The sequence below is a fragment of the Ralstonia sp. ASV6 genome (genome assembly GCF_016429285.1).
GTDB lineage: Bacteria > Pseudomonadota > Gammaproteobacteria > Burkholderiales > Burkholderiaceae > Ralstonia > Ralstonia flaminis.
Genome location: NZ_JAELUI010000016.1, coordinates 20,316 through 46,122, shown reverse-complemented (window position 1 = coordinate 46,122; position 25,807 = coordinate 20,316). Strand labels below are relative to the sequence as shown.

At 63.7% G+C, this 25,807-nt stretch carries 27 protein-coding genes; 21 read left to right on the top strand and 6 right to left on the bottom strand.

Translation table 11 applies throughout. The annotated features are described in order from the left end of the window. The first annotated feature begins 208 nt into the window (after window positions 1–208). From JHD73_RS04775 to JHD73_RS04735, 9 genes are all read left to right on the top strand, one after another. Window positions 209–2,077 carry an acyl-CoA dehydrogenase gene (locus JHD73_RS04775; protein ID WP_199028311.1) on the top strand — a complete coding sequence of 623 codons (1,869 nt, stop codon included), beginning with the start codon at window positions 209–211 and terminating at the stop codon, window positions 2,075–2,077. A 25-nt stretch (window positions 2,078–2,102) separates the two neighbouring features. Next, the gene (locus JHD73_RS04770) at window positions 2,103–2,885 is read left to right on the top strand and encodes an SDR family oxidoreductase (protein WP_199028309.1); all 783 of its coding nucleotides are present in this window, start codon (window positions 2,103–2,105) and stop codon (window positions 2,883–2,885) included. 32 nt (window positions 2,886–2,917) lie between these two features. Next, entirely contained in the window at window positions 2,918–3,352 is a 435-nt protein-coding gene (locus tag JHD73_RS04765; RefSeq protein ID WP_199028307.1) for a PaaI family thioesterase, read from the top strand. 85 nt (window positions 3,353–3,437) lie between these two features. After that, window positions 3,438–4,841 carry a serine hydrolase gene (locus tag JHD73_RS04760; RefSeq protein WP_199028305.1) on the top strand — a complete coding sequence of 468 codons (1,404 nt, stop codon included), beginning with the start codon at window positions 3,438–3,440 and terminating at the stop codon, window positions 4,839–4,841. Window positions 4,842–4,869: 28 nt separating this feature from the next. Then, complete coding sequence (locus JHD73_RS04755; protein WP_199028303.1) at window positions 4,870–5,880, top strand: NADP-dependent oxidoreductase; 1,011 nt, start codon at window positions 4,870–4,872, stop codon at window positions 5,878–5,880. Window positions 5,881–5,982: 102 nt separating this feature from the next. Beyond that, window positions 5,983–6,831, top strand: a complete 849-nt coding sequence (locus JHD73_RS04750; RefSeq protein WP_199028301.1) for a class II aldolase/adducin family protein — start codon at window positions 5,983–5,985, stop codon at window positions 6,829–6,831. Window positions 6,832–6,856: 25 nt separating this feature from the next. After that, a complete protein-coding gene (locus JHD73_RS04745) occupies window positions 6,857–7,813 on the top strand; it encodes a glutathione S-transferase family protein (protein WP_199028299.1) in 957 nt (318 codons plus the stop codon). Window positions 7,814–7,878: 65 nt separating this feature from the next. Further along, complete coding sequence (locus JHD73_RS04740; protein ID WP_199028297.1) at window positions 7,879–8,781, top strand: SDR family oxidoreductase; 903 nt, start codon at window positions 7,879–7,881, stop codon at window positions 8,779–8,781. Between the two features lie 28 nt (window positions 8,782–8,809). After that, window positions 8,810–9,727, top strand: a complete 918-nt coding sequence (locus tag JHD73_RS04735; protein WP_199028295.1) for an alpha/beta fold hydrolase — start codon at window positions 8,810–8,812, stop codon at window positions 9,725–9,727. A 9-nt stretch (window positions 9,728–9,736) separates the two neighbouring features. Here the strand turns inward: JHD73_RS04735 and JHD73_RS04730 are convergent, their stop codons facing one another. Continuing rightward, window positions 9,737–10,885, bottom strand: a complete 1,149-nt coding sequence (locus JHD73_RS04730; RefSeq protein ID WP_199028293.1) for an iron-containing alcohol dehydrogenase — start codon at window positions 10,883–10,885, stop codon at window positions 9,737–9,739. A gap of 107 nt (window positions 10,886–10,992) precedes the next feature. On the opposite strand from JHD73_RS04730, the gene JHD73_RS04725 reads away from it, so the two are divergent. Genes JHD73_RS04725 through JHD73_RS04715 form a run of 3 tightly spaced genes read left to right on the top strand, consistent with a single transcriptional unit; the run spans window position 10,993 to window position 12,870 of the window. Next, window positions 10,993–11,967 (top strand): alpha/beta hydrolase, encoded by a 975-nt coding sequence (locus JHD73_RS04725; RefSeq protein ID WP_199028291.1) that lies wholly within the window; start codon window positions 10,993–10,995, stop codon window positions 11,965–11,967. 22 nt (window positions 11,968–11,989) lie between these two features. Further along, a complete protein-coding gene (locus JHD73_RS04720; protein ID WP_199028289.1) occupies window positions 11,990–12,427 on the top strand; it encodes a thioesterase family protein in 438 nt (145 codons plus the stop codon). Beyond that, window positions 12,424–12,870 carry a GNAT family N-acetyltransferase gene (locus JHD73_RS04715; RefSeq protein WP_199028287.1) on the top strand — a complete coding sequence of 149 codons (447 nt, stop codon included), beginning with the start codon at window positions 12,424–12,426 and terminating at the stop codon, window positions 12,868–12,870. The genes JHD73_RS04720 and JHD73_RS04715 overlap by 4 nt, the downstream gene beginning before the upstream one ends. Before the next feature lie 8 nt (window positions 12,871–12,878). Here JHD73_RS04715 and JHD73_RS04710 read toward each other — a convergent pair whose 3' ends face one another. Then, entirely contained in the window at window positions 12,879–13,784 is a 906-nt protein-coding gene (locus tag JHD73_RS04710) for a LysR family transcriptional regulator (protein ID WP_199028285.1), read from the bottom strand. A 111-nt stretch (window positions 13,785–13,895) separates the two neighbouring features. On the opposite strand from JHD73_RS04710, the gene JHD73_RS04705 reads away from it, so the two are divergent. Then, entirely contained in the window at window positions 13,896–14,792 is an 897-nt protein-coding gene (locus JHD73_RS04705) for a sterol desaturase family protein (protein ID WP_199028283.1), read from the top strand. A 12-nt stretch (window positions 14,793–14,804) separates the two neighbouring features. Here JHD73_RS04705 and JHD73_RS04700 read toward each other — a convergent pair whose 3' ends face one another. From JHD73_RS04700 to JHD73_RS04690, 3 genes are all read right to left on the bottom strand, one after another. Next, complete coding sequence (locus JHD73_RS04700; protein WP_199028282.1) at window positions 14,805–15,620, bottom strand: NRDE family protein; 816 nt, start codon at window positions 15,618–15,620, stop codon at window positions 14,805–14,807. Window positions 15,621–15,738: 118 nt separating this feature from the next. Beyond that, window positions 15,739–16,029 carry a DUF4936 family protein gene (locus tag JHD73_RS04695; protein WP_199028280.1) on the bottom strand — a complete coding sequence of 97 codons (291 nt, stop codon included), beginning with the start codon at window positions 16,027–16,029 and terminating at the stop codon, window positions 15,739–15,741. A 15-nt stretch (window positions 16,030–16,044) separates the two neighbouring features. Then, window positions 16,045–17,085: a folate-binding protein YgfZ gene (locus JHD73_RS04690; RefSeq protein WP_199028278.1), complete on the bottom strand. Its 1,041-nt coding sequence runs from the start codon at window positions 17,083–17,085 to the stop codon at window positions 16,045–16,047. 142 nt (window positions 17,086–17,227) lie between these two features. Here JHD73_RS04690 and mltG point away from each other — a divergent pair, with 142 nt between their 5' ends. The 6 genes from mltG to JHD73_RS04660 all read left to right on the top strand — a co-directional run bounded on the left by mltG (window position 17,228) and on the right by JHD73_RS04660 (window position 22,080). Continuing rightward, complete coding sequence (gene mltG, locus JHD73_RS04685) at window positions 17,228–18,226, top strand: endolytic transglycosylase MltG (protein WP_199028276.1); 999 nt, start codon at window positions 17,228–17,230, stop codon at window positions 18,224–18,226. Beyond that, window positions 18,223–18,840 carry a dTMP kinase gene (gene tmk, locus JHD73_RS04680; RefSeq protein ID WP_199028274.1) on the top strand — a complete coding sequence of 206 codons (618 nt, stop codon included), beginning with the start codon at window positions 18,223–18,225 and terminating at the stop codon, window positions 18,838–18,840. The genes mltG and tmk overlap by 4 nt, the downstream gene beginning before the upstream one ends. 81 nt (window positions 18,841–18,921) lie before the next feature. After that, complete coding sequence (locus JHD73_RS04675) at window positions 18,922–19,932, top strand: DNA polymerase III subunit delta' (RefSeq protein ID WP_199028272.1); 1,011 nt, start codon at window positions 18,922–18,924, stop codon at window positions 19,930–19,932. Window positions 19,933–19,953: 21 nt separating this feature from the next. Next, on the top strand, window positions 19,954–20,373 hold the full coding sequence (locus JHD73_RS04670) for a PilZ domain-containing protein (RefSeq protein ID WP_199028270.1): 420 nt from the start codon (window positions 19,954–19,956) through the stop codon (window positions 20,371–20,373). A 53-nt stretch (window positions 20,374–20,426) separates the two neighbouring features. Beyond that, window positions 20,427–21,230 carry a TatD family hydrolase gene (locus JHD73_RS04665; protein WP_199028268.1) on the top strand — a complete coding sequence of 268 codons (804 nt, stop codon included), beginning with the start codon at window positions 20,427–20,429 and terminating at the stop codon, window positions 21,228–21,230. A gap of 13 nt (window positions 21,231–21,243) precedes the next feature. Further along, a complete protein-coding gene (locus JHD73_RS04660; RefSeq protein ID WP_233176783.1) occupies window positions 21,244–22,080 on the top strand; it encodes an ankyrin repeat domain-containing protein in 837 nt (278 codons plus the stop codon). Between the two features lie 40 nt (window positions 22,081–22,120). On the opposite strand, the gene egtB is transcribed toward JHD73_RS04660, so the two are convergent. After that, entirely contained in the window at window positions 22,121–23,428 is a 1,308-nt protein-coding gene (gene egtB, locus JHD73_RS04655) for an ergothioneine biosynthesis protein EgtB (protein WP_199028266.1), read from the bottom strand. A gap of 271 nt (window positions 23,429–23,699) precedes the next feature. On the opposite strand from egtB, the gene JHD73_RS04650 reads away from it, so the two are divergent. Both JHD73_RS04650 and JHD73_RS04645 read left to right on the top strand, forming a co-directional pair. Next, a complete protein-coding gene (locus tag JHD73_RS04650) occupies window positions 23,700–24,767 on the top strand; it encodes a LacI family DNA-binding transcriptional regulator (protein ID WP_199028264.1) in 1,068 nt (355 codons plus the stop codon). Next, window positions 24,764–25,807, top strand: coding sequence for an ABC transporter substrate-binding protein (locus JHD73_RS04645; protein ID WP_199028262.1), 1,044 nt, complete (start codon window positions 24,764–24,766; stop codon window positions 25,805–25,807). Before JHD73_RS04650 ends, JHD73_RS04645 begins: the two co-directional genes overlap by 4 nt.

The window sequence follows — 25,807 nt, the reverse complement described above, 5'->3', positions numbered from 1 at the left end:
GCGCCTTGAATTTCTGTAAGCGGGCGGAAAAAAGAACGGGAACTGTCTGAGCGCAGCGAGGTTTCCCGTTCTCCGCCCGGTTACAGAAATTCAAGGAGTCTTTCGCCATCTCGGGCGCGCATTTCTTTGCTTACTTTCTTTGGGCAAGACCAAAGAAAGTGAGTCAGCCCCGGCAGGGGATGAAACAAGGGATGGACCACAAAACATCATGTCTTCTCTGCTGCTGTCGCGCCGCGACCTGAGCTTCCTGCTCTACGAATGGCTCAACGTCGAGTCACTCACAAGCATTCCCCGTTACGCCGACCACTCCCGCGAAACCTTCGACGCAGCGCTCGATACCTGCGTGCGCATCGCGACCGATCTTTTCGCCCCGCATAACAAGAAGAACGACCAGGAAGAGCCGCACTTTGACGGCACCACGGTCCACATCATCCCCGAGGTGAAGACTGCGCTGGACGCCTTCAACAAGGCGGGCCTGATGGCCGCAGGGCAAGACTTCGAACGCGGCGGCATGCAACTGCCGACCGTGGTCGAGAAAGCCGGCTTCGGCTTCTTCAAGGCCGCCAACGTCGGCACCAGCTCGTACCCATTCCTCACCATCGGCAACGCGAACCTGCTGCTCGCGCACGGCACGCCCGCGCAGATCGAAACGTTCGTGCAGCCCGAGATGGAAGGCCGTTTCTACGGCACGATGTGCCTGTCGGAGCCGCAGGCCGGGTCGTCGCTGTCGGACATCGTGACGCGTGCCGAGTACGAAGGCGAATCACCGCTGGGCGCGCAGTACCGCCTGACCGGCAACAAGATGTGGATCTCCGCTGGCGAGCACGAGCTGTCAGACAACATCGTCCACCTCGTCCTGGCGAAAATTCCTGGGCCAGACGGCAAGCTGATCCCGGGCGTGAAGGGCATCTCGCTCTTCATCGTGCCCAAGTTCCTCGTCAACGCCGATGGCTCGCTGGGCGAGCGCAACGACGTGGTGCTGGCCGGCCTGAACCACAAGATGGGCTATCGGGGCACGACCAACTGCCTGCTCAATTTTGGCGAGGGCACGCAGTTCCGACCGAAGGGTGCAGACGGCCAGCCGCGTGCGGGTGCCATCGGCTACCTGGTTGGCGAGCCGCATAAAGGCCTGGCGTGCATGTTCCACATGATGAACGAGGCGCGCATCGGCGTCGGCATGGGTGCGACGATGCTCGGCTACACCGGTTATCTGCACGCGCTGGACTACGCGCGCAATCGCCCGCAGGGCCGCCCGATTGGGCCATCGGGCAAGGACGCCGCCTCGCCGCAAATCCGCATCATTGACCACGCCGACGTGCGCCGCATGCTGCTGGCACAGAAGGCCTATGTGGAAGGCGCGCTCGGCCTGAACCTGTATTGCGCCAAGCTCGTCGACGAGGAGCGTGGCGAAACGGATGAGGCCAAGCGCGCCAAGCTCGGCCTGCTGCTCGACATCCTTACACCCATCGCCAAGAGCTGGCCATCGCAGTGGTGTCTGGAGGCCAACAGCCTGGCGATCCAGGTACATGGCGGCTACGGCTACACGCGCGAATACAACGTCGAACAGTTCTACCGCGACAACCGCCTGAACCCGATCCACGAAGGCACGCACGGCATCCAGGGCCTGGACCTGCTTGGCCGCAAGGTGGTGATGCAGGACGGCGCGGCATTCAAGGCGCTGGGCGAGCGCGTGCAGGGCACCGTTGGCCGGGCGCTTGAGACGGATGACGAAACGCTGGTGGGCCAAGGTCGCGCACTCGGCATGGCCACGCAGAAGCTCGCCAAGGTCACGCAAGCGCTGTGGGCCGCTGGCGACCCGCGTGTGACGCTGGCCAATGCGTCGGTCTATCTGGAAGCCTTCGGTCACGTCGTCGTGGCATGGCTCTGGCTGGAACAGGCCCTGACCGCAGCCAAGGCACTGCCCGTTGCAACGGGTGAAGACGCCGACTTTTACCGCGGCAAGCTGCAGGCGGCGCGGTATTTCTTCCAGTGGGAGTTGCCGAAGATCGACCCACAGATTGCGCTGCTGGGCTCGCTCGACACGACCACGCTGGACATGCAGGACGCTTGGTTCTAACTAAGACAACCACACAGGAGACACCATGGGTACGCTCAAGCATCTGTTCGATCTTTCCGGCAAGACGGCACTGATCACTGGCGGCTCGCGTGGGCTTGGCCTGCAGATTGCCGAAGCACTGGGCGAGCAGGGAGCACGCATCGTGCTGTCGGCGCGCAAGGCCGATGAGCTGAAGGAGGCGCAGGCGCATCTGAAGTCGCTCGGTATCGAGGCGGATTGGATTGCCGCCGACGGTGCCGTCGAAGCCGACATCCAGCGCCTGGCAGACGAGGCGCTGGCCAAGCTGGGGCACATCGACATTCTCGTCAACAATGCGGGCGCCACGTGGGGCTCGCCAGCGGAAGATCACCCCGTCGAAGCCTGGGACAAGGTGATGAACCTAAACATTCGCGGCCTGTTCCTGCTCACGCAGCAGATCGGTAAGCGATCGATGATCCCGCGCAAGTACGGCAAGATCGTCAACGTGGCATCGATTGCCGGCCTGAAGGGCAATCCGCCAGGCTCGCTCGATACGATCGCCTACAACACCAGCAAGGGCGCCGTGGTCAACTTCACGCGTGCGCTGGCCGGCGAATGGGGCGAGCACAACATCACCGTCAACGCCATCGCCCCGGGCTTCTTCCCCTCGAAGATGACGCGCGGCTCGCTGGAAAAGCTGGGTGTCGACAAGCTGACCGAGAAGTCGCCGCTGCATCGCATTGGCGACGACGAAGACCTCAAGGGCGTGGCCGCGCTGTTCGCATCGGATGCTTCGAAGCACATCACCGGGCAGATCCTCGCCGTCGATGGTGGCGTGAGCGTGGTCTAATTTCGGCTGCTTCCCACTCTTTTGAACGCAGCATGAGCGCAGACAACAACGGTTTTCCGATCGACATTCCCTTCCTGAAACTCATCGACATGCGCTGCCTGAAGGCGGCGGATGGCGAGGGCATCGTCGAGCTGACGCTGGAAGATCGCCACATGAACAGCTGGGAGATGGCCCACGGCGGCGTGACCATGACGATGCTGGACGTGGCCATGGCGATGGCCGGCCGCTCGGCTGACGTGCATGGCCGCGGCGTGGTGACGATCGAGATGAAGACGGCGTTCATGCAGCCCGGGCGCGGCACGCTCAAGGCCAGTGCGCGCTGCGTGCATCAGTCCACCACCATGGCCTTCTGCGAGGGTGAGGTGACTGACGACACTGGCAAGCTGGTCGCGCGTGGCTCGGGCACGTTCAAGTTCGTCAAGCGCATGCCGCCGCCGCGCACGCCTGAGCCTGGCGCGGACGGCTGATCACAAAGATTGCAGTTGCAGTACCCAGTTGCACATCCCAGGCCCGGGGGCCTGGACAACAAGAAAAGCAATCACGGAGACAACCATGCAACAACCCGCACGGCGGACGGCGTCTGCCCTTGCCATTACTCTGCTTTGCTGCACCGGATTGATCATGACCCTGGAAGGATGCGCCTCGAATTCTGCGCCGGCCGCAGCGCCGGCTGCTGACGCCCAAACGACCGTACAGGCGCCGTCCGCACCGAAGCCCCCCATGCAGAAGCCGCTCAATGCGGACGAATCCGACCCGAACAAGATGGGCTGGATGCAGGGCTTCCCGCCGCCGCCCGATCGCATCATCCGCTTTGATCTGGCGGGCAACATGTTCCCGCGTACGCGTTACGGTTTCAGCCACGTGCGTGAGTTCGTGCCCACGCGCGCGGTCTGGCACGGTGACGGCCCGGTGAGCAAGCTGCCGCGCGCTGAACGTGATATCAGCGGCGTGCTCTTCACCGATCCCGAGGGTGTGCGCCGCACCTTCGCCGAGGCTCTGAAGCTGACGTATACCGATGGCATCCTCGTCATGCACAAGGGCAAGGTGGTGTATGAGCGTTACTTTGGCGCGCTCGATGCACACACCCAGCACATTGCCATGTCGGTTACGAAATCGTTTGTGGGCACGCTGGCCGCCATGCTGGTGGCCGACGGCAAGCTCGATCCGGCCGCGCCCGTCACGCAATACGTGCCGGAGTTGAAGAACAGTGCCTATGGCGATGCCACCGTGCGCCAGGTCATGGACATGACTATCGGCGTGCACTATTCCGAAAACTACGCCGACCCGAACGCCGATGTCTGGGCCTACGCCCGTGCTGGCGGCATGCTGCCGCGCCCGGCCGGCTACAAAGGACCGGACAACTTCTACGATTATCTCGTCACGCTGAAGAAGGAAGGCGAGCATGACGCGGCGTTTTCGTACAAGACCGTCAACGCAGAAGTTCTGGCCTGGATCGTCCGTCGCGCGTCCAACAAATCATTGGCGGCGCTGCTGTCCGAGCGTATCTGGCAACCGATGGGGGCAGAGAACGATGCGTACTTTGGGGTGGATAGTATCGGCACCGAATCCGGTGGCGGTGGCCTGAACACCACGCTGCGTGATCTGGCCCGCTTTGGCGAGATGATCCGCAACGACGGCCGCTTCAATGGCCGCCAGATTCTGCCCAAGAGCGTGATCGACGACATCCGCCGCGGTGGTGACCCTGCCAAGTTTGCCAAGGCCGGCTACGCCACACTGCCGGGCTGGTCGTACCGCGATATGTGGTGGATCTCGAACAATGCCCACCACGCTTTCGAGGCGCGTGGCATCCATGGTCAAGCCATCTATATTGATCCGGTGGCGCAGATGACGATCGTGCGCTATGCCTCGCACCCCATCGCCGCCAATGGCGCCAATGATCCGATCACGCTGCCAGCCTTTGGCGCGCTGGCGGATTTCCTGATGCACCAGAAGTGATCCATTTGCATACCTAGGAGTGTTTTTTATGTCGAAGACTTATCAGCGCATCGTTCTGGCGTCCCGTCCGCAGGGTGCAGTGACGCTGGACAACTTCCGCCTGGAGACGGCTGATATTCCCGAACTGCAGGACGGCCAAGTGTTGGTGCGCAACCATTTCCTGTCGCTCGATCCGTACATGCGCGGTCGCATGAACGACAGCAAGTCTTATGCGCAACCGCAGCCGCTGGATGAAGTGATGATCGGCGGCACGGTGGGCGTGGTGGAAGCGTCCAAGAACCCGTCGTTTGCCGTGGGTGACAACGTGGTTGGCATGTTCGGCTGGCAGGAAGTGGGCGTGTCGGATGGGCGCGGCATCCAGAAGGTGGATACGCGCCACATTCCGCTGTCGGCGTACCTGGGCTCGGTGGGCATGCCTGGCGTGACCGCGTGGTACGGCCTGAACAAGATCATGCTCCCGAAGCCGGGCCAGACCGTGGTGGTGAGCGCCGCTTCGGGCGCGGTGGGCAGCGTGGTCGGCCAGCTCGCCAAGCTCAAGGGCTGCCGTGCCGTGGGCTTTGCCGGCGGCAAGGACAAGTGTGACTACGTGGTCAACGAGTTGGGCTTTGATGCCTGCATCGACTACAAGGCCGCCAAGGACCCGAAGGAGCTCTACCAGATGCTCAAGGCCGCTACGCCTGACGGCATCGACTCGTATTTCGAGAACGTTGGTGGCGCCATTCTGGATGCCGTGCTGCTGCGCATGAACGCCTTCGGCCGCATCGCCATGTGCGGCATGATCGCCGGCTACGACGGCCAGCCGCTGCCGCTGCAGAACCCGCAACTGATCCTGGTGTCGCGCCTGACCATCGAGGGCTTTATCGTCTCCGAGCATATGGACGTGTGGCCGGAAGCACTGCGCGAGCTGGGCGGCTTCGTGGCGCAGGGCAAGCTGAAGTTTCGCGAGAGCGTGTCGCAAGGGCTGGCAAGTGCGCCGGAAGCCTTCATGGGCCTGCTCAAGGGTAAGAACTTCGGCAAGCAACTGGTGAAGCTGGTCTGATGTTTTGACGTCAATGCGCGGACTGTCAATCGTTTGACAGTCCGCTGGGTGAGGGCCACAACAGAATGGCTCCACCTACAACGACTGCGTGAAGGAGACACCATGAACGCACCCGACACCGCACACGCCAAGCGGCCCGAAGACATGGCCAGCAACCTTAGCCCCGAGGCCGCTGCCCGTTACCGCAACCTGCCGCGGCCGCCGCAGTTCGCCACCGTGGCCGAAGAGCGTTTGCATCGCAAGCAGCGTCTGGCTGCGGCGTTTCGCCTGTTCTCCAAATTTGGTTTCGACGAAGGCGTGGCCGGGCACATCACCGCACGCGACCCGGAGCACCAGGACAGCTTCTGGGTGAATCCGTTCGGCGTGCATTTCAGCCAGGTGACGGTGTCGAACCTGATCCGCTGCGATCACCACGGCAACGTGGTCGAGGGCGACTACCCGGTCAACGCAGCGGCTTTCGCGATTCACTCGCGCGTGCATGGAGCACGGCCTGATGCCGTAGCCGCAGCGCACTCGCATAGCACGTACGGGCGCGCATGGTCGACGCTCGGACGCAAGCTCGATCCGCTCACGCAAGACGTGTGCGCCTTCTATGGCGATCATGCCGTGTACGACGATTTCGGTGGTGTGGTGGTCGAACTGGACGAAGGCCAACGCATTGCCGAGGCACTCGGCGACAACAAGGCCGCCATCCTGCAGAACCACGGCCTGCTGACCGTCGGTAAGACGGTCGACGAGGCTGCCTGGTGGTTCATCACCATGGAGCGTTCCTGCCAGGTGCAGTTGCTGGCCGAGGCCGCAGCCGCGCGCACCGGCGAGGCACCGCGCACGATTTCCGATGCCGCCGCGCGACAGGCGTATTCCATCGTCGGCTCGGCGCAGGCAGGGTGGTTCCAGTTCCAGCCGCTATACGCCCGCATCGTCAAGGAACAACCCGATCTGCTCGATTGATCGGTTCTAAACACCTGGAGCATCCATGACGGACTTGATCCTGCACCACTACGCCACCTCACCGTTTTCAGAGAAAGTACGTTTGATCCTCGGCTACAAAGACCAGCCGTGGAAATCCGTCACGGTGCCCGTGGTGCTGCCCAAGCCGGATGTGATGCCACTTACCGGCGGTTACCGGCGCACGCCGTTCCTGCAGATCGGCGCAGATATCTACTGTGATACCGCGCTGATTGCGCAGGTGCTGGAGTCGATCCATCCGGTGCCGACGCTGTATCCGGCCGATCATGCCGCTGCCGTGTTTGCCATGGCGCAATGGGCGGATACGACGCTGTTCTGGGCAGCGGCGACCTTTGTCATGCAGCCTGCCGGTTTTCAGAGTCTGTTCGGCAGCATGCCAGAGGCGTTCGTCAAAGCGTTCGTGGAAGACCGCAAGGCCATGCGCGCAGGCGGTACCGGCCTGCGCACACCGCCGCAGGAAGCGACATCCACGCTGCATGTCTTCCTCGCGCAACTGGAGCGGCAACTCGCCACCGGTGAGCACATCTTCCTGTTCGGTGAGCAGCCGAGCGTGGCTGATTTCTCTGTCTACCACTGCCTGTGGTTCATCCGCCGTGCGACGGGCGTGGCGGGCATTCTGGACGCGCATCCGGAGGTTGTGGCGTGGATGCATCGCGTTGCCGCGTTTGGGCATTCGCAGGCCCAGCCGATGACGCCGGCTGAAGCGCTGGACGTTGCCCGCGCCGCCACACCGCACGCGCTGACCGAGCCGAATGCGCCATTCGACGATCGCTACGGCCTGCCCAAGGGTACGCGCGTGACGGTGGCCGCAGTCGACTACGGCGTCGACCCGATCGAAGGCGAGTTGATCGTCTCCACCCGCGACACGGTGGGCCTGCTGCGCGAAGACGCACGCGTCGGCCAGGTGGTGGTGCATTTCCCGCGCGTGGGTTACGCCGTGCGCAAGGTCGAAGCGGCGGGCTAGGCGTTGGACAGGCGGGTTTTGCCGCTTTGATCCCCTTTCATGACAACAACACGAGAGAGACACGTATGAAGCAATTCGCAGGCGGCGTGGCCGTCATCACGGGCGGTGCGTCGGGTTTCGGCAAGGAGTTCGCCAAGAACGCGGCCGGGTTGGGCATGAAGCTGGTGCTGGCCGATATCCAGCAGGACGCGCTGGATGCGGCTGTGGCTGAGTTTGCAGCGCAGGGCGTGGAAGTCATCGGCCTGCGCGTTGACGTGTCGAAGGTGGAAGACGTACAGGCGTTGGCCGATGCTGCCATCAAGACGTTCGGCAAGGTCAACCTGCTGTTCAACAACGCAGGCGTGGGCGCCGGCGGGCTGATCTGGGAGAACACCGAGCGCGATTGGGACTGGGTGCTGGGCGTGAACCTGCACGGCGTGATCCACGGCGTGCGCATCTTCACGCCGCTGATGCTGGAAGCCGCCAAGAAGGACCCGTCGTACGAAGGCCATATCGTCAATACGGCATCGATGGCGGGGCTGTTGAATGCGCCGGCCATGGGTATCTACAACGTGTCCAAGCATGCGGTGGTGGCGTTGTCCGAATCGCTGTATCAGGACTTGAGCCTGGTGACCGAGCAGATCCATTGCTCGGTGCTGTGCCCGTACTTTGTGCCGACGGGCATTACTAAGTCACACCGCAATCGCCCGCAGGACCTTGCCAATACGGCGCCGCCCACGAAATCACAGCTTGTGTCGCAAGCCATGTCGGACAAGGCCGTCAGCTCTGGCAAGGTGACGGCGGAGCAGGTCGGCCAGATGACGTTTGATGCGATCCGCGACGCGAGCTTCTACATCTATTCGCACCCGCACGCGCTGGCACCGGTGCAGCATCGCTTTGAAGACATCATCTCGCAGCGCAATCCGTCCGATCCGTTCGAAGGTAAGCCGGATGTGCGTGCACGTCTGGTGGAAGCACTGCGCGACTAACGCCGACACCCAAGACTCCGGAGCCGCCATGACGACCGCCGCCATCACTGAATCGCAGTTCGCCGATCTGCCCAACGGCATGCGGCTGCATTACGCCAGCGCCGGCAAGCGCGGTGCGCCGCTGATGCTGTTCGTGCATGGCTTTCCGGAGTTCTGGTACGAGTGGGAGTCACAGCTTGCGGCATTCGGTGATACGCACTTTGCTGTGGCGCCCGATATGCGCGGCTACAACCTGTCGAGCAAGCCAGCGGCGGTGGATGCGTATCGTCCGAAGTTCCTGGTGCAGGATCTGGCGCAGCTCATTACGGCGCTGGGGTATGAGCGCGCCATCGTGGTTGCCCACGATTGGGGCGGGGCGATCTGCTGGAACCTGGCAATCCAGCATCCGGAGTTGGTGGAGCGGCTGGTGATCGTCAATTCGCCGCACCCGTGGGTGTTTGCGAATGCGTTGCTGAGCGATCCGACGCAGCAGGCTTCGTCGGCGTACATGAACTGGCTGCGCAAGCCGGGCTCGGAAGAGGCGCTGGCCGCCAACGAATTCGAGAAGCTGGAAGGTTTCTTCCACGGCATGGGCCAGCCGGTGGCCGAGTGGTTCACGCCGGAGGTGCGGGCACGCTATCACGCTGCATGGAGCCAGCCGGGCGAGGGCGGCTCGCACGGGCTAACTGGGGGCGTGAACTATTACCGTGCTTCACCATTGCATCCGCCCACCGAGGGCACCGCACCGTTGCGCATCGACCAGATGCCGCCCGACGCGTTTGTCGTGAAGGTGCCCACGCTGGTGATCTGGGGCGAGATGGATATGGCGCTGCCGAAAGGCCTGCTCAACGGGCTGGAGCGCTTCATTCCCGATCTGCGCCTTGAGCGCATTCCCAACGGCACGCATTGGGTGGTGCACGAACAGCCGGAGCGCATCACCGCGCTGATCCGGCCGTTCGTTTCGTAACGCGCCGGCTTACATCGACTCCGCAAGCATGCGGCGGTAGTCATCTGCCGTGGCGATGCGCGGGTTGGTCTTGTGGCAGTGGTCGAGCAGTGCGCCTTCCACCACGTGCTCCAGCGCGTCTTCCGGCACACCCATCTGGCGCAGGCTGGTCGGCAGTCCCAAACGCGCCGTTAGATCGTGTACGGCTTGGGCCAGATCAGCGCCCGCGGGCAGGTTCATCACGCGGCGCATGCGCGCGTAGCGGTTGTCCCGCACCACGGTTTCCGCTGTTTCGTTAAAGCGCAGCACGGCAGGCAGCACCACCGCATTGAGCGTGCCGTGGTGCAACCCGGTCTTGCCGTTCACTTTCACACCGCCCAGCGGGTGCGACAGCGAATGCACGCACCCCAGCCCCTTCTGGAACGCCATCGCACCCTGCATCGAGGCGCTCATCATATTGAGCCGTGCATCTCGGTCGGCACCATCACGCGTGGCGCGTTCGATATTGGCCCAGGCGCGCTCCAGTCCATCCAGCGCGATGCCATCGGCGGGCGGATTGAAGGCCGGGGCGAGGAAGGTCTCAATGCAATGCGCGATGGCATCCATGCCGGTGGCGGCCGTGAGCGCGGGCGGCAGGCCGAGCGTCAATTCCGCATCGCAGATCGCCGATTTAGGCAGCAGGTGCCACGAGTGGAATCCAAGCTTGCGACCGTCTTCCAGGATGATGATGGCACCGCGCGCCACCTCGCTGCCGGTGCCGGCTGTGGTGGGAATGGCGATCAGCGGTGCCGCCGCTTCCGTGATCTTTGCGCTGCCGCCCTCGATGGTGGCGTAGGTGGTCAGTGGCTCGGGGTGCGTCGCCGCAATGGCGATGCCCTTGGCCAGGTCGATCGACGAACCACCGCCAATGGCGATCAGCCCGTCGCAGCCGGCGTCCTTGTACTGCGCGGTGGCCTTCAGCACCATCGCCTCGGTCGGGTTGGAGGGCGTTTCGTCGAACACGGTGATGGGCAGCCCGCCCGTGGCATCGATGGCCCGCTGGGCCAGCCCGGCGGCGGCCACGCCCTTGTCGGTCACGATCATTGGCCGGCGGATGCCGACGCGCGCGCATTCGCTTTTCAGTTCGTTGACCGTGCCGAAGCCGAGGTGGACGTGGGTGAGGTAGTAGATGAGGGCCATGCGCTGTCTCCGATGGATGTGTGCATCACCCGTCTTGTCGTGCGGGCGTGGTTCAATGGATACTCCGATGATAGCTAAATTAGAACGATCGTTCAGTTAACGCCCTCATGCAGCACCCGTCTCTCGACCCGCACGTTGCCCAGTTGCTCGACCTGGTTGCGCGTGCCAAGCGTCCGCCGTTGAATGCGCTCGACCCCGCCGACGCCAAGATCGCCTACGAAAAGAGCAGCCCCATTGTCGACATCCCGGCCATTCCGCTGGAAGCCGTACATGACCTGACGGTCACTGCGCGCGACGGTCATGCGATTCCCATCCGTACCTATGCCGCACGTGAGGTGAGCTGGGCCGATCCGCTGCCGTTGCTGGTGTACTTTCACGGTGGCGGTTTCACCGTGGGCAGCATCAGGACGCACGATCAACTCTGCCGATCATTGGCAGCCAAATCCGGGGCGATGGTGTTGTCGGTGGACTATCGGCTCGGGCCGGAGTGGAAATTCCCGACCGCAGCAAACGACGCGTTTGACGTGCTGCAGTGGGTGTTCGATGAAGCCGTCACCATCGGCGCCGACCCCGCGCGCATCGCGTTCGGCGGCGACAGCGCGGGCGGAACGCTAGCTGCCATCAGTGCCATCGAGGCACGTAACCGAGGCCTCGCGCCTGTTCTGCAACTGTTGATCTACCCCGGCACCACTGCGCGCGAGACCACGCCGTCACACCGCAAATTCGCCGAGGGCTACCTGCTCACGCAGGAGATGATCCACTGGTTCTTCTCGCAATACCTGCGCACGGATGCCGACCGCGACGACTGGCGCTTCGCCCCGCTGGATGCCGGTGGCCACGGCGCCGATGTGCAAGGCGTGTGCCCCGCGTGGATTGCGGTGGCTGGCTTCGACCCGATCCGCGATGCCGGCATCGGCTACGCGAACAAGCTGCGCGATGCCGGTGTGCCAGCCGAACTGAAGCTGTACGAAGGCATGATCCACGACTTCTTCAAGATCGGCCGCTTTGTGCCGGCAGTCGAAGATGCACACCGCGACGCCGCCACTGCACTGCGCCGCGCCTTCGGCACCGAGACGGAGTAAGCAACAATGAGAGGAGACCCGCATGGCGATTGAGGATTTCCGCCACAGCACGCCATTGCGTGTGCGCTGGGCCGAAGTCGATGCGCAGAGCATCGTCTTCAATGGCCACTACCTGTTGTATGCCGATGTCTGCATCACCGAGTATTGGCGCAGCATCGGCGTGCGATATCCGGTGGATGTGGTTGATACGTTTGGTGTCGACTTCTACGTGGTCAAATCCACGCTCGAATACCATGCGTCCGCGCGCTTTGACGACGAGCTGGACCTGCGTTGCCGCGTGGCGCGCTTGGGCCGCTCCAGCATGCGTTTTATCATTGAGATGTATCGCGAAGACGAGCATCTCGTTACCGGCGAGGTCATCTACGTATGCGCCGATCCCGCTACGCAGACCTCCGCGCCGCTTCCCGAGACGCTGCGCGATCGCATTCTCAATTTTGAAGTTCTCAAGCCTGAAACATGACTGCCCCTGAATCTGTCCGCCCGCTTGCCGGCGTTGAAATCGACCGCTGGGACACCGTGCGCGAAGAAGCGCGCGCCATTCGCTACGACGTGTTTGTGGTCGAGCAGGGCGTGCCTGTTGAACTCGAATGGGACGAGTGGGACGACCAGTGCTGGCACGCCCTGGCGCACGATACGGCCGGCCGCGCAGTTGCTACCGGCCGTCTACTGCCGGACGGCCACATCGGCCGCATGGCTGTGCGCAAGGAGGCGCGCGGCACGGGCGTTGGCGCATGTGTACTGCAAGCGTTGATCGACAAGGCCCGGTCGCTCGGTTACCCAGAACTGATCCTGAACGCGCAAACCCACGCCATGCCGTTCTATACACGCGCTGGCTTTACCGCCGAGGGCGCAGAGTTTGAAGAGGCGGGCATCCCGCACCGGACCATGCGCCGCGTGCTGTAACAGACCGCCTACACGTTGATCGCGCGGGCGGCGCGCACGATCGCTTCGATCGCAGCCTGTGCCGCCGGCGACGACGTTCTGCCGTGCAGTCGCACAATCCCCGTGATGGACGGCGGCGACAGCCAGCCTTTTACCGCCAGCCGTACAAGTGCGCCGGACTCCAGTTCCTCGCGTAGGGCGGCATCTGTTGCGCCGAGCACGGTGTCGGTGGTGAGCGCGACCGTCTTGAGCACGCCGTAGTTGTCACATTCGAGCGCAATGCTGACTTCCTCGCCCGCAGGCAAACCCAGCAGGGCGGCCAATTCCACCTTCGACGGGCTCAGCAGCTTCGGCACGGCAATGCCGTATTCCCACACTTCGCGCAACGTGTGCTCACGCTGCGCCAGCGGGTGGCCGGCCCGCACGTACAGATGGGGCGGTTGACCGCCGATGGGCTGGATATCCAACGCGGCGTCTTTTGGCATGTCGCGCACGTCCGCAGCGAAGAACTCGATGCTTTCCGTGCGCAGGCTTTCTAGTAGTTGTACCCAGTTGCCGACTTCCATGCGCAGCGCCACTTGTGGATGCAGTTGCCGCAACTCACGCAACGCCTGCGGCATCAAGGTGGCAGTCAGCAGCGGCCCCACGCCAAAGGCGGTATCGCCGAGTTGGCTGTCACGGTAAAGATCTACGTCACGCTGCAGGCACCGCGCCTCGAACAGCAGCTTGCGCCCCCGTGCGATCACGAACTCACCCGCTGCAGTGGGGCGCACGCCGCCCACATCACGGTCGAACAGGCGGATGCCAAGGTCATCTTCGATGGCCTGGATGCTTCGGCTGAAGGCAGGTTGGCTAAGGTGCGCCAACTCGGCGGCGCGGGCGAAATGCAGGGTGTCAGCCAGGGCAACGACGTGACTCAGGCGGCGCAAGTCCATGCTGTTGCGTCCATTGCATTGAATAGATGTTTATTATGCATTGGACGCATTGAATTACCACGCCTAGGCTTGTCTTCATAAAAATTCGCTACAAAAGCGAGGAGACACCCGATGAGTTCACACCTGCAATTGGCACTGATCGTCGCCTGCATCCTGGGCTTCGGCGCCATGGAGTTCGTCACACGGCGCTACCAGGCCAGTGTCAGCGGCAAGGCCACCGCCAACGACGCATGGCTGGAAGTGCTGATGTTCGTTAGCCTGGTCGCCATCACCCAGCCGATTGCGCTGCTGGGCAGCAACGCGCTGTGCAACTGGCTCATGCCTGCGCAGCACAACGCCTGGGCCAATCTGCCGTGGTGGGCCATGACCGGCCTGCTGCTGATCGGCGATGACCTCACGCAGTATCTTTGGCACCGTGCCTCGCACACACCACTGCTGTGGCCGTTGCACCGCGCGCATCACAGCTCGTCGTACATGAGCGTGCGTGTCACATACCGCAACAACTTCTTCTACTACCTGATGATGCCCGGCCTGTGGATTGGCGGTGTGGCGGTGTATCTGGGTTTCGGCAGCGTCTACGGGGTGTATCTGCTGGTGAAGGTGGCCGTCATTCTGGGCGCGCATTGCGCCTGGCCGTGGGATGCGCCGCTGTACCGCATTCGCGCGCTGCGCCCACTGATGTGGGTGATTGAGCGCACCATTTCCACGCCTGCTACGCATTGGGCGCACCACGCGCTTACCAACGCCGATGGCATCGGCCACTACAAGGGCAATTTCGGCAACCTGCTGTTCTTCTGGGACGTGCTGTTCGGCACCGCCCACATCACGCGCAAGTACCCCGCGCAGATCGGCTTGCAGGACGACGTATTGTTTGGCGAGGAGCGCTGGACCGCGCAAATGTTCTACCCGCTGGTGCAGTCCAAGCGTGAGCATTCTGCGCTGCGTCCGGGCGGTGCGGCCATCACCGAAATCGACCAGCTTGTTGCCGCCAAACAAGAGACGGCATGAGTCGATGCGCGCTTACATATCGGCGTGCGTAACGGTATCGAGCACGCCGAGGTAGCGTGTCTCGCCAATCTGCCCTTGCGCGTCGAAGCGGCGCTCGGTCACGTCGAAGCAGCCATCGTGGCGGATGCGCAGCACGGTAGTGGCACGCGTGCCATAGCGCGGCGAGCGGATGAATGCGGCGGAGAGCAGCTTTTCCCACTCTGGTGCCACGCCGGTGGCAGGCAGGGCGCCGGTGGGGGCTTCTCGTGTCTCGGCCATCAGGTTGATATAGCGGGACACGTCCAGCGCGTTGCCGTGTCGGCCGGTATCAGCGGCCAAGGCCTCGGCAAACGCGGCCATGCGGTGGCGTACCTTGAACCACGGCGTGTCGAGCAACGCATTTGACAGCCCGTATACGCCGGGCGCCAGCTTGAGCGGGGCGTCTGCGCGGTTGCTGGTCCACCAGAGTTCGTCGCGCGTGGCGGTCAGCAGGTTGTAGCCGTTGTAAGCGCGGTCGCGAGTGGTCAGGCTATCGAGGTACGTCGGGATCGACGCCTCATCGGCCGTCAGGAAATTGGAGACCAATTCACCGCGTGAGCGCGCATCGGGGCGGCGCTCGGACGGCGCACGGTAGTTGGTCAGCGCTGCAAAACGGCCGTCGCGTGTCATCCCCATCCACGTGCCTGCGTGGCCGACAACCTGGGCCAGATCGCGCCCGGCGAGTACGTTGGGCGCATCGCTCCACCACGCCAGCGGCGCCGCGGGGCGGTCATAGAATTCGTCCCGGTTGGCGGCCACCACTAGTGCGTAGGCGGGGTGGGCGTGCCAGGCCGTGAGAATCAAACACATGAGCACTTCCTTTGAACGTGCCAAGCGAGTGGTCAATGTGACGACCTGTGTCGCGAGGGCTTCGGCCAAGCATAGCAGCCAGCCGAGTTTTTGCGATGACGATTACGCGAGTACGGGGCTAACCGTTCTCCAGATCAACGAAAAGCTCCGCATGGCGTTCGCCCGCAACGAATTCGCGCGGGCCGCCGGTCTCCCACAGGCCGGCCAGCGTAGCGGTAAAGGCAGGCGGGATATCGTGGTAGCACTCCATCCACGTGGCCTGCCCGTCGCGTAGCTCGGGGCGACGCATCACGGTGCCGGTCACGCCGGTCGCTTCTTCCACCGTGTCGAGCCAGCGTTGCCAGCGTGGCAGGGCAGCGGCGGCGTCGCGCTCGGCGATGCGGAAGTAGACGAACAGGTGATCGGCCATGATGGGTGTCCGGTATCAGGCGTTTTCTGAAACGGGAATCGTGTACGGCAGGTTCTGCAACGTCAACACCGGGCCGTCAAACGTGGCGAGGTGGATGACGGTGTCGAGCGCATCCAGCTTCAACTCGACCAGCAAGTCCGTGCCGCCGTCCGGTGCCATTGCCGCATTCACGACCATGCCGCACGGCTGGCTCGGATCGGCTGCGCTGTAGACCTCGGCGCCTGCCGAGGTGGGAGCATTCACGTGGGCGCGTTGCATGCGCCGCTTGAGCGTGCCGCGATACTGGCTGCGCGCGACGATTTCCTGGCCGGGATAGCAGCCTTTTTTGAAATCGACACCGCCCAGCAACTCCAGGTTCACCATCTGCGGCACGAACTGCTCTTGCGTGGGCAGGGTGATTTGCGGCACACCTGCCTGCAGGCTCAACCAGTCCCACACCTCAGTGCCGATCAGCGACAGGCGCGACGACAGCATCTTCCATGCATGCTGGAAATGCTCGGCGTGCACCATCCATTGATAGCGCGGGCGGCCGTCGGCGTCGGGCAGGCGGATCACTGCGCCAACCTGCTGGCCCACCGTGGCCGGCTGCTGTGCAACGGCGTAGATGGCATCCGACTCCGGCAGCACGGCGCCGGCCGCCAGCAGGGCATCGGCCGCATCCGGCCCGGCGACGCCGATGGCGATGAACTCGTCCATCGGACGCAGCTTGGCCTTGGCACGCAGCACGAACATCGACAGGCGCTTGGTAAGCGCCGGGGCGACCAGCTTGTCGGCCTGCAGCACGATCGTATCGGCCTGGCGCCACATCAACAGCGTGGCCAGCAGGCGCCCTTTGGGCGAGCAGTAGCCGGCCAGACGAGCCTGGTTGGGCCCCAGGCCCGTGACGGCGTTGGTCAGCTGGTTATGGAGGAATTCGGCCGCATCCGCGCCTTCAACGGCAATGCGCGCGAGGTTGGTCGGCGCAGACAGCACGCTGCCGCGCGTGGCGGCGTCAAATTGGACGTCGAGCGGAGGAAAGCTGAGCGTATCGACGAAATCCTGGAAAACGACATTCATGGTGTGCAGGCTGCCTGAGATTGACCCGGTATTATATGAGGCTGTCTGAAGGGCAGTTTGTGTCCTCTCAACCCATGTCAATAGTGCGGACAAAGCTGCGGCCGAGTCGTTCCGCACGTGGATTCCGTCAATACGCAACGCAATGTTCTCTTTTCTCAAGCGCTTGATTCTGCTGGCGATCCTGATCGCGCTGGCGGCGGCAGGCGGCGTGGTGTGGTGGGCCCAGCAACCGGTGAGCCTTCCGGCACCGTCGCTGGAAGTGGTGATCAAGCCGAACTCGAGCGTGATCTCGGTCGGCAAGCAGCTCGCCAGCGCGGGCGTGGGCGTGCAACCGCAGTTGTTCTCGCTCGTGGCGCGCGCTACCGGCAACGCCAAGAGCCTGAAGGCCGGCGGCTACGAATTGGAGACCGGCGCCACGCCGTTGTCCATCCTCGACAAGATGGCGCGCGGCGAGGTCACGCACTACGTCGTCACCGTCATTGAAGGCTGGTCGATGCGCCAGATGCGCGCGGTGGTGGATGCGGAGCCAGCGCTCAAGCACGACACGGCGGGCCTGTCCGACGCCGATTTGATGCGCAAGATCGGCGCACCCGAAGCCAATCCGGAAGGCCTGTTCTTCCCCGATACCTATCTCTTTGCACGTGGCAGCAGTGATGTGGAGCTCTATCGCCACGCCTACCAGGCCATGCAGAAACGCCTGGCCGACGCCTGGGCCAAGCGGCCGCTCGACCTGCCGTACAAGACCCCGTACGAAGCCTTGACCATGGCCTCCATCATCGAGAAAGAGACCGGCCAGAAGGTCGACCGACCGATGATCGCGGCGGTGTTCGTCAACCGCCTGCGCAAGAACATGCTGCTGCAGACCGACCCGACCGTCATCTACGGCATCGGTGCCGGCTTTGACGGCAATCTGCGCAAGCGCGATCTGCAGGCAGACACGCCGTACAACACCTACACGCGCGCCGGCCTGCCGCCCACGCCGATCTCGCTGCCGGGCATGGCCTCGCTGCAAGCGGCGCTGAACCCCGCGGCGTCCGATGCGCTGTACTTCGTGGCGCGCGGTGACGGCAGCAGCCAGTTTTCGACCAACCTGACGGACCACAACCGGGCCGTCAACAAATACCAGCGCGGCCAACCATGACCGGCAAGTTCATTACATTCGAAGGTATCGACGGCGCGGGCAAGAGCACGCACCTGGCGTGGTTCGCCCAGCAATTGCAGGCCAAGCTCGCGCCGCAAGGCAAGAATGTGGTCGTCACCCGTGAGCCGGGTGGCACGCCCCTGGGCGAACGCCTGCGCGAGGTGCTGCTGCACGAACGCATGCACCTGGAAACCGAAGCGCTGCTGATGTTCGCCAGCCGCCGCGAGCACATCGCCGAGGTGATTCAACCCGCGCTCGATCGCGGCGATTGGGTCATTTCCGACCGTTTCACCGACGCCACCTTCGCCTACCAGGGTGGAGGCAGGGGCTTGGCCATTGACCGGCTTGAAGCGCTGGAGCAGTGGGTGCAACAGGGCCTGCAGCCAACCAAGACCATCCTCTTTGATCTCGCCCCCGAAATTGCCGCCGCGCGCCTGGCAGACGCCCGCACGCCCGACAAGTTCGAGGCAGAGTCCGCCCAGTTCTTCCTGCGCACGCGTGCCGAATACCTGCGCCGCGCCGCCGCCGAGCCGCTGCGTTTTGTTGTGCTGGACGCCAACCGCGAGCGCGGCGAACTCCAGAAAGACTTAGAGAAGTTGCTTGCAGTGCTTTGATTTTGCGTGCAATTTCCGATACTGAAATAATGGTTTCACGGCGAGCTTTCGCATCAACAATCTAGCGCAACCCATTGATTTATGATGCTTTATCCTTGGCAATCCGCTGACTGGGCGCGCCTGCAGGCCATGCGGTCCAAGCTGCCGCACGCCATCCTGCTGAACGGGCAGGCCGGCACCGGCAAGCGCGATTTCGCCATGCACTTTGCGCAGGGCCTGCTGTGCGACACACCCGCGGCCGACGGTCAGCCTTGTGGCACGTGCGCGGCCTGCAACTGGTTCGCGCAGGGTAACCATCCGGACTTCCATCTTGTGCGCCCTGAGGCCATGGAAGATGCGCCCGAGACCGAGAAGGACGCCGAGGGTAAGAAGAAGGCGCCCAGCAAGATCATCCGCATGGAGCAGGTGCGCAGCCTGATTGAGGCGATTGGTGTGGGCACGCACCGGGCAGGGCTGCGCGTGGTAGTGCTGTACCCGCTGGATGCGCTGCAGACCGAAGGCGCCAACGCGCTGCTCAAGACGCTGGAAGAGCCGCCACAGGACACCATCTTCCTGCTGGTGACGGATCGTATCGACCGCATCCTGCCGACCATCCTGTCGCGTTGCCGGCAGTTTCCGCTGCAGCCGCCTCAGCCCGACGCCGCGCGCCAGTGGCTGGAGCAGCAGGGCGTACCGCACGCGCAAAACCTGCTGGCTGAATACGGCAATGCACCGCTGGCTGCGCTATCGGCCGCCGAGTCCGAAGACCGGCCACTGTTGCAGTTTTTGCTCGAGCAGCTGGGCCAAGGTTCGAAACTCGACGCACTGGCCACCGCCGATCATTTACAGAAATTGTCGGTTCCCGCCGTTCTCAGTACCATGCACCGATGGGTATTTGATCTGATGGCTGCAAGGCTGGCAGGGCGCCCACGGTATTTCCCGGCCCAGCGCGACGCATTGCAGCGTTGCGCAAGCGCCATCCCGCTGGACCGCCTGGAGCGTTTCGCCCGTGCCTTGCCCGAACGGCGCCGTACCGAGCAGCATCCGCTGGCTGCACGGCTCGTCATCGAAAGCCTTTTGCTGGATTACCGGCAGCTTTTTCCTGCTGCCTGAAACTGAACTCCTGGAACCTCTGTGAGCACTGCACCTCTTCGTACGCCTGGTACACCGGTCACCCCTGGCGCTCCTGCTGCCCCAGGCATGGCTGCTGGCGCCCCGACGCGCCCGGGCATTGTCTCCCTGGCCATCAAGGATGAAGCCGGCCTGCACGCCGCCTATATGCCGTTCCTGAAGAACGGCGGCATCTTTGTGCCTACCCAGCGGCCTTACCGCATCGGTGAAGACGTCTTCCTCGTGCTATCGCTGCTGGACCGCCCGCAGAAATATCAAGTGGCCGGCAAGGTGGCCTGGATCACGCCCGTTGGCACGCCAAACAGAACACCGGGGATCGGCGTGCACCTGGGGGAAGACGAACCCTGCCGCGTGCTGCGCCGCGTGGTTGAGGAGCTGCTGGGCAAGCAGATCAACTCGCAACGCCCCACGCAAACGCTCTGATACCTTTTATGAGACGGCGCATGAAATTTGTGCCGTAACTTGCTGATTTTCTGATGTTTGTTGATTCCCACTGCCATATCAATTTTCCGGATCTCCGGGCGCGCCTTCCGGATCTGCTGACCCGCATGCGCGAAAACCGCGTTACGCACGCGCTGTGCATTTCCGTCACGCTGGAAGACTTCCCGAGCGTACTGGAGATCGCCGAGCAGGAGCCGAACGTGTACGCCACTGTGGGTGTGCACCCGGATGCCGAAGCCGATATTGAAGAAGGCACGCGCATTGAAGAGCCAACGCTGGAGCGCCTGCTGGCGCTGGCGGACCACCCGCGTGTGGTCGGCATTGGCGAGACGGGGCTCGATTACTACCGCTTGGGCGATCGCACCGTGGCCGACATGGAGTGGCAGCGCGAGCGTTTTCGCACGCATATCCGTGCCTCCAAGCAGACCGGCAAGCCGCTGGTGATCCATACGCGCTCGTCGGCGGACGACACGCTGGCCATCATGCGCGAAGAGGATGCCCAGGCCGCACGCGGCGTCATGCACTGCTTTACCGAAAGCTGGGACGTGGCGAAGGCCGCGCTGGATCTTGGGTTCTACATCTCGTTCTCGGGCATCGTCACGTTCAAGAACGCGGTGGACCTGCAGGAAACCGCCAAGAAGGTGCCGCTGGACCGCATGCTGATCGAGACCGATTCGCCCTACCTTGCGCCGGTGCCATTCCGCGGCAAAACCAACGAGCCAGCATACGTACGGCACGTGGGTGAATTTATCGCAACGCTCCGTGGGGAACCGTTGGATCGTATTGCCAACACCACGACAGAGAATTTTTTCAATCTATTCAACGCAATACCGCGATAACTTGAAGTTCGGCATGAAAAAAATTACATTGACCGTCGGGCTGACGATGGCCCTGTCGGGCGTCGCACTCGCCACGCCACAGGACGACCTGCGTGCTGCCGTCGAATACAACCGGCCAGTGCTGGTGCAGAAGTACGTTGCGCAGGGCGTCGACCCGAACCTGAACACGCGCGAAGGCACGCCGCTGCTGGTGGACGCGCTCAAGGACAAGAACATCGAAGTGGCCGAGGCGCTGATCCGTGCCAAGAACCTCGATTTCGAGCGCACCAACGCCGCCGGCGAGAACGCGCTGATGATGGCCGCCTACCAGGGCCTGCTGCCCATGGTGAAGCTGATGGTGGAAACGTACGAGGTGGAGGTCAACAAGACCGGCTGGACCGCGCTGCACTACGCCGCCACCAACGGGCACGACGACGTCGTCAAATACCTGCTCGACCACGCCGCCTATATTGATGCGGAAAGCCCCAACGCCACGACGCCGCTGATGATGGCGGCCATGAACGGCCACATCACCACGGTCAAGCTGCTGCTGGACGAGGGCGCGGACATGAACCTGCGCAATCAGCAGAAGATGGACGTGATCGACTTTGCCAAGCGGTATCACCAGGACGAGATTGCCGCGGGGCTGGAGTCACGCCGGCGCAAGCTGGCTGCGCAGTCTGGCCAGCCCGCGCCTGCGGCCAAGCCTGCAGCACCAGAGGCACCGACGCCGATGGCGGCCCCTAAGCCAGCGCCTCAGCCGGCCGCAGCGCCATCCGGCAATCGCGATGCAATCGGTACCCCAACCGATGCGCTGTTCAACAGCAATGGCAGCAGCCGCGTGGCGCCGGGCGAACTGCGTGGTAACTAAGCCCGACAATGCGGGACGGGTGTGATGCCTGTGATACCTGTCACACCCGCCGCGCCAACCGCACTCCGGTGAACTGCCAGCGCTGGTGCGGATAGAAGAAATTTCGGTACGTCGCCCGCAGGTGCCCCTCGGGCGACACGCATGACCCGCCGCGCAGCACCATCTGGCTGCACATGAACTTGCCGTTGTACTCGCCCACGGCGCCCTCGGCCGGCTGAAAGCCCGGGTAGGGGCCATAAGGGCTGGCAGTCCACTCCCATACATCTCCGAAGAGTTGCCGAAGTCCGCCGGCCTGGGCGATGCCGTGGTCGGGCAATGGCATGAGCGCGCCGCGATCGGCGAAGTTGCCTTGCACCGGCATGCCCTCGGCGGCGTGCTCCCATTCGGCTTCCGTGGGCAGGCGGGCGCCGGCCCAGCGGGCATAGGCATCGGCCTCGTAGAAACTGACATGCGTGACGGGTGCATCCAGGTCAACGGGGTGCAGACCGTGCAGCGACATCTGCTGCCAACCCTCCGCGCCATCTACGTCAGAGCGCCAATAAAGCGGGGCGTCGATCCCTTCGCGCTGCACCCAAGCCCAGCCATCGGATAGCCACAGCGTGGGCTGGCGATAGCCGCCGTCCTGCATGAAGGCGATCCACTCGCGGTTGGTGATGGGGTGTGTTGCCAGTGCGTAGGGCTCCAGCCAGACGGTGTGGCGCGGGCCCTCGCAGTCGAACATGAAATCGGCGCCGGAATCGGTTTTGCCGATTTGTGCGGCGCCGCCCTGGAATGCGACCCAGCCTGGTTGGGCTCCAGTCGCGCGTACGGGTGCGGGCCGTGTCTGCGCGTAGGCCGGACACAGTGGGTTCTGCGCAAACAGGTGCAGCAGATCGGTCAACAGCAACTCCTGGTGCTGCTGCTCGTGATGCAGACCGAGCGTAATCAGCCGGGCAAGCTCCGCAGACACGCCTTCGGCCAGCAGGCGCTGCATGGCCGCATCCACATGCGCGCGATAGGAGCGCACCGCATCGAGTGTCGGGCGCGTGAGCATGCCCCGGCGTGGGCGTGGATGCCTTGCGCCAACGGTCTCGTAGTACGAGTTGAACAGGTAGCGGTAGCGCGCATCCGGCGAGCGGTAACCGGCCACGTTGGGGCCGAGAATGAACTCTTCGAAAAACCACGTGGTGTGGGCCAAGTGCCATTTGGCGGGGCTGGCGTCGTCCATCGACTGGACGGTGGCATCGGCGTCCGACAGCGGCGCAGCCAGTGCCAGGGACTGTGTCCGCACGGCGCTGTAGTGCTGCAGGAGGTCGGGCAGGGCAGGCCGGGTATTGGCGGGCACATCGAAGGCGGGCGATACGCGCATGACGTCTTCAGTCTCCAGGCTGGCGGCAAGAACAGGCGATCAGAACGGCAGAGCAGCAAGTGGGCCATGCTGCAGAGCGCACGCTGGCGCGCCATGCTCACCCGCGCATGTCTCGGTTTCGTAAGAAGCATATGCGAGCTTTGTAACTTTGCTATGCGCAACAGTGGCCATGCTGCGTTGCAGTGATGGCTGCAGCGCAGCATCGCTTGTCATGAAACAGTCACTCCGGTCACCTAGGATGTAAACGTTTACAAATTCAAATGAGGGCGCCGTGGCAAGCAGCATCAAAGACGTGGCAACGCGGGCGGGCATCTCCATCGCCACCGTGTCGCGTGCGGTCAATACGCCGGAACGTGTGAGCGCTGAGACGCTCGCCCGCGTGCAGGCCGCCATGGATGCGCTGCAGTACCGCCCCAACGCGTTGGGCCGCCAGCTACGCGCAATGCATACCGGTCTGCTGGGCGTGGTGCTGCCCTCGCTGGCCAACCCGGTGTTTGCGGAGTGCATGCAGGGCATTGAGGACGCGGCGTCCGTCACGGGCCAGCGCGTCATGCTCATGACCACCGCCTACGACCTCGAGCGCGAAGCACGCGCCATCGAGACCCTGCTGGAGCAGCGCGTCGATGGGCTGGTCCTGACGGTGGCCGATGCCGCGGCCAACCCCCACCTCGATCGTCTGGACGCCGAGCACGTGCCGTATGTGCTGGTCTACAACGACACCGTCGGCCAGCCGCGCATTCCCGCTCGCTGCTGCGTGACGGTCGACAACCGGGCCGCTGCGCGTGATGCCATCCGTGCACTGCTGGCGCAGGGCCACAAGCAGATCCGCATGCTGACCGGCACGCTGTCGGCGTCCGACCGTGCGGCGCTACGACACGACGGCTACCGCGAGGCGTTGGAAGCCGCCGGCATTGCCCCGCAGCCACCGGTGGAAATCGACTTCAACGCCGATGCCATGCTGCCCGCCGAACTGGCCCGCCTGCTGGCGCCGCCGCGCCCGACCGCCATCTTCTGCAGCAACGACCGCCTGGCATTGCTCACGATCCGCTCGCTGCGCGAGATGGGCCTGCGCGTGCCGGAAGACGTGAGCGTGATCGGCTTTGACGGCTTGGCGATGGGGCAGTGGCTCATGCCCACGCTTGCTACGGTGGCGCAACCGCATCGCCAGATTGGCGAGGGTGCCGCCCAAGCGCTGGCGCGCCGCATCGCGGGTGAGGTCGTGCCATCGATCACGCTACCGCATCGCCTGCTGCATGGCGGCACGCTGGCCCGAGCGCCCGCATCGCTTTCTGTTGTGCCTTCTTCCCTCACGTCTGATACGCAAGGAGCGTCTCGATGAAACGTCTCGTTCAATGGCTGCGCGCGTGCGGCCTTGCTGGTGCCACCATCGCTGCTGGCGCCTTCGGCCTGGCCGCGCCAGTGCAGGCCCAGCCGGCCGGCCAGCAGGTCGCCATCTGCTACAACTGCCCGCCGGAGTGGGCCGACTGGGCCAGCCAGATCAAGGCCATCAAGGACAAGACCGGCATTACCGTGCCGTTCGACAACAAGAACTCCGGCCAGGCCATCGCGCAGATGCTGGCTGAGAAGTCGCACCCCGTGGCCGACGTGGCCTACCTGGGCATTACGTCCGCCTACCAGGCCAAGGAGAAGGGGCTGGTCGCCAACTACAAGCCCAAGCACTGGGAAGACATTCCGGCCGGCATGAAGGACCCGGACGGCGCGTTCTTCTCGATCCACTCCGGCACGCTGGGCTTCTTCGTCAACAAGGACGCGCTGGAAGGCAAGCCGGTGCCGCGCTCGTGGAAGGACCTGCTCAAGCCTGAGTACAAGGGCATGGTCGGCTACCTGGACCCGAGCAGCGCATTCGTTGGCTATGTGGGCGCCGTGGCAGTCAACCAGGCGCTGGGCGGCACGCTGGACAACTTCACCCCCGGCATTGAGTGGTTCAAGCAACTGAAGAAGAACGCGCCGATCGTGCCGAAGCAAACGGCCTACGCCCGCGTCGTGGCCGGTGAAATCCCCATCCTGCTGGACTACGACTTCAACGCCTATCGCGCCAAGTACAAGGACCACGCCAACGTGGAGTTCGTGATCCCGCAAGAAGGTTCGATTGCCGTGCCGTACGTGATGAGCCTGACCGCCGGCGCGCCGCATGCGGACAACGCCAAGAAGGTGCTGGACTTCGTGCTGTCGGATGAAGGCCAGGCGCTGTGGGCCAACGCCTACCTGCGCCCGGTGCGCGCCAATGCCATGAGCAAGGAAGCGGCATCACGCTTCCTGCCGGCCAGTGAATACGCCCGCGTGAAGACGGTCGACTTCAACAAGATGGCAGCAGGCCAGCAGGCCTTCGGCACGCGCTATCTGGACGAGGTCCGCTGA

What these genes read in the sequence shown, in the direction of transcription:
- JHD73_RS04775 (WP_199028311.1), top strand. Translation starts at nt 209, where the DNA reads ATGTCTTCTCTGCTGCTGTCGCGCCGCGACCTGAGCTTCCTGCTCTAC.
- JHD73_RS04770 (WP_199028309.1), top strand. Translation starts at nt 2,103, where the DNA reads ATGGGTACGCTCAAGCATCTGTTCGATCTTTCCGGCAAGACGGCACTG.
- JHD73_RS04765 (WP_199028307.1), top strand. Translation starts at nt 2,918, where the DNA reads ATGAGCGCAGACAACAACGGTTTTCCGATCGACATTCCCTTCCTGAAA.
- JHD73_RS04760 (WP_199028305.1), top strand. Translation starts at nt 3,438, where the DNA reads ATGCAACAACCCGCACGGCGGACGGCGTCTGCCCTTGCCATTACTCTG.
- JHD73_RS04755 (WP_199028303.1), top strand. Translation starts at nt 4,870, where the DNA reads ATGTCGAAGACTTATCAGCGCATCGTTCTGGCGTCCCGTCCGCAGGGT.
- JHD73_RS04750 (WP_199028301.1), top strand. Translation starts at nt 5,983, where the DNA reads ATGAACGCACCCGACACCGCACACGCCAAGCGGCCCGAAGACATGGCC.
- JHD73_RS04745 (WP_199028299.1), top strand. Translation starts at nt 6,857, where the DNA reads ATGACGGACTTGATCCTGCACCACTACGCCACCTCACCGTTTTCAGAG.
- JHD73_RS04740 (WP_199028297.1), top strand. Translation starts at nt 7,879, where the DNA reads ATGAAGCAATTCGCAGGCGGCGTGGCCGTCATCACGGGCGGTGCGTCG.
- JHD73_RS04735 (WP_199028295.1), top strand. Translation starts at nt 8,810, where the DNA reads ATGACGACCGCCGCCATCACTGAATCGCAGTTCGCCGATCTGCCCAAC.
- JHD73_RS04730 (WP_199028293.1), bottom strand. Translation starts at nt 10,885, where the DNA reads ATGGCCCTCATCTACTACCTCACCCACGTCCACCTCGGCTTCGGCACG.
- JHD73_RS04725 (WP_199028291.1), top strand. Translation starts at nt 10,993, where the DNA reads ATGCAGCACCCGTCTCTCGACCCGCACGTTGCCCAGTTGCTCGACCTG.
- JHD73_RS04720 (WP_199028289.1), top strand. Translation starts at nt 11,990, where the DNA reads ATGGCGATTGAGGATTTCCGCCACAGCACGCCATTGCGTGTGCGCTGG.
- JHD73_RS04715 (WP_199028287.1), top strand. Translation starts at nt 12,424, where the DNA reads ATGACTGCCCCTGAATCTGTCCGCCCGCTTGCCGGCGTTGAAATCGAC.
- JHD73_RS04710 (WP_199028285.1), bottom strand. Translation starts at nt 13,784, where the DNA reads ATGGACTTGCGCCGCCTGAGTCACGTCGTTGCCCTGGCTGACACCCTG.
- JHD73_RS04705 (WP_199028283.1), top strand. Translation starts at nt 13,896, where the DNA reads ATGAGTTCACACCTGCAATTGGCACTGATCGTCGCCTGCATCCTGGGC.
- JHD73_RS04700 (WP_199028282.1), bottom strand. Translation starts at nt 15,620, where the DNA reads ATGTGTTTGATTCTCACGGCCTGGCACGCCCACCCCGCCTACGCACTA.
- JHD73_RS04695 (WP_199028280.1), bottom strand. Translation starts at nt 16,029, where the DNA reads ATGGCCGATCACCTGTTCGTCTACTTCCGCATCGCCGAGCGCGACGCC.
- JHD73_RS04690 (WP_199028278.1), bottom strand. Translation starts at nt 17,085, where the DNA reads ATGAATGTCGTTTTCCAGGATTTCGTCGATACGCTCAGCTTTCCTCCG.
- mltG (WP_199028276.1), top strand. Translation starts at nt 17,228, where the DNA reads ATGTTCTCTTTTCTCAAGCGCTTGATTCTGCTGGCGATCCTGATCGCG.
- tmk (WP_199028274.1), top strand. Translation starts at nt 18,223, where the DNA reads ATGACCGGCAAGTTCATTACATTCGAAGGTATCGACGGCGCGGGCAAG.
- JHD73_RS04675 (WP_199028272.1), top strand. Translation starts at nt 18,922, where the DNA reads ATGATGCTTTATCCTTGGCAATCCGCTGACTGGGCGCGCCTGCAGGCC.
- JHD73_RS04665 (WP_199028268.1), top strand. Translation starts at nt 20,427, where the DNA reads ATGTTTGTTGATTCCCACTGCCATATCAATTTTCCGGATCTCCGGGCG.
- JHD73_RS04660 (WP_233176783.1), top strand. Translation starts at nt 21,244, where the DNA reads ATGAAAAAAATTACATTGACCGTCGGGCTGACGATGGCCCTGTCGGGC.
- egtB (WP_199028266.1), bottom strand. Translation starts at nt 23,428, where the DNA reads ATGCGCGTATCGCCCGCCTTCGATGTGCCCGCCAATACCCGGCCTGCC.
- JHD73_RS04645 (WP_199028262.1), top strand. Translation starts at nt 24,764, where the DNA reads ATGAAACGTCTCGTTCAATGGCTGCGCGCGTGCGGCCTTGCTGGTGCC.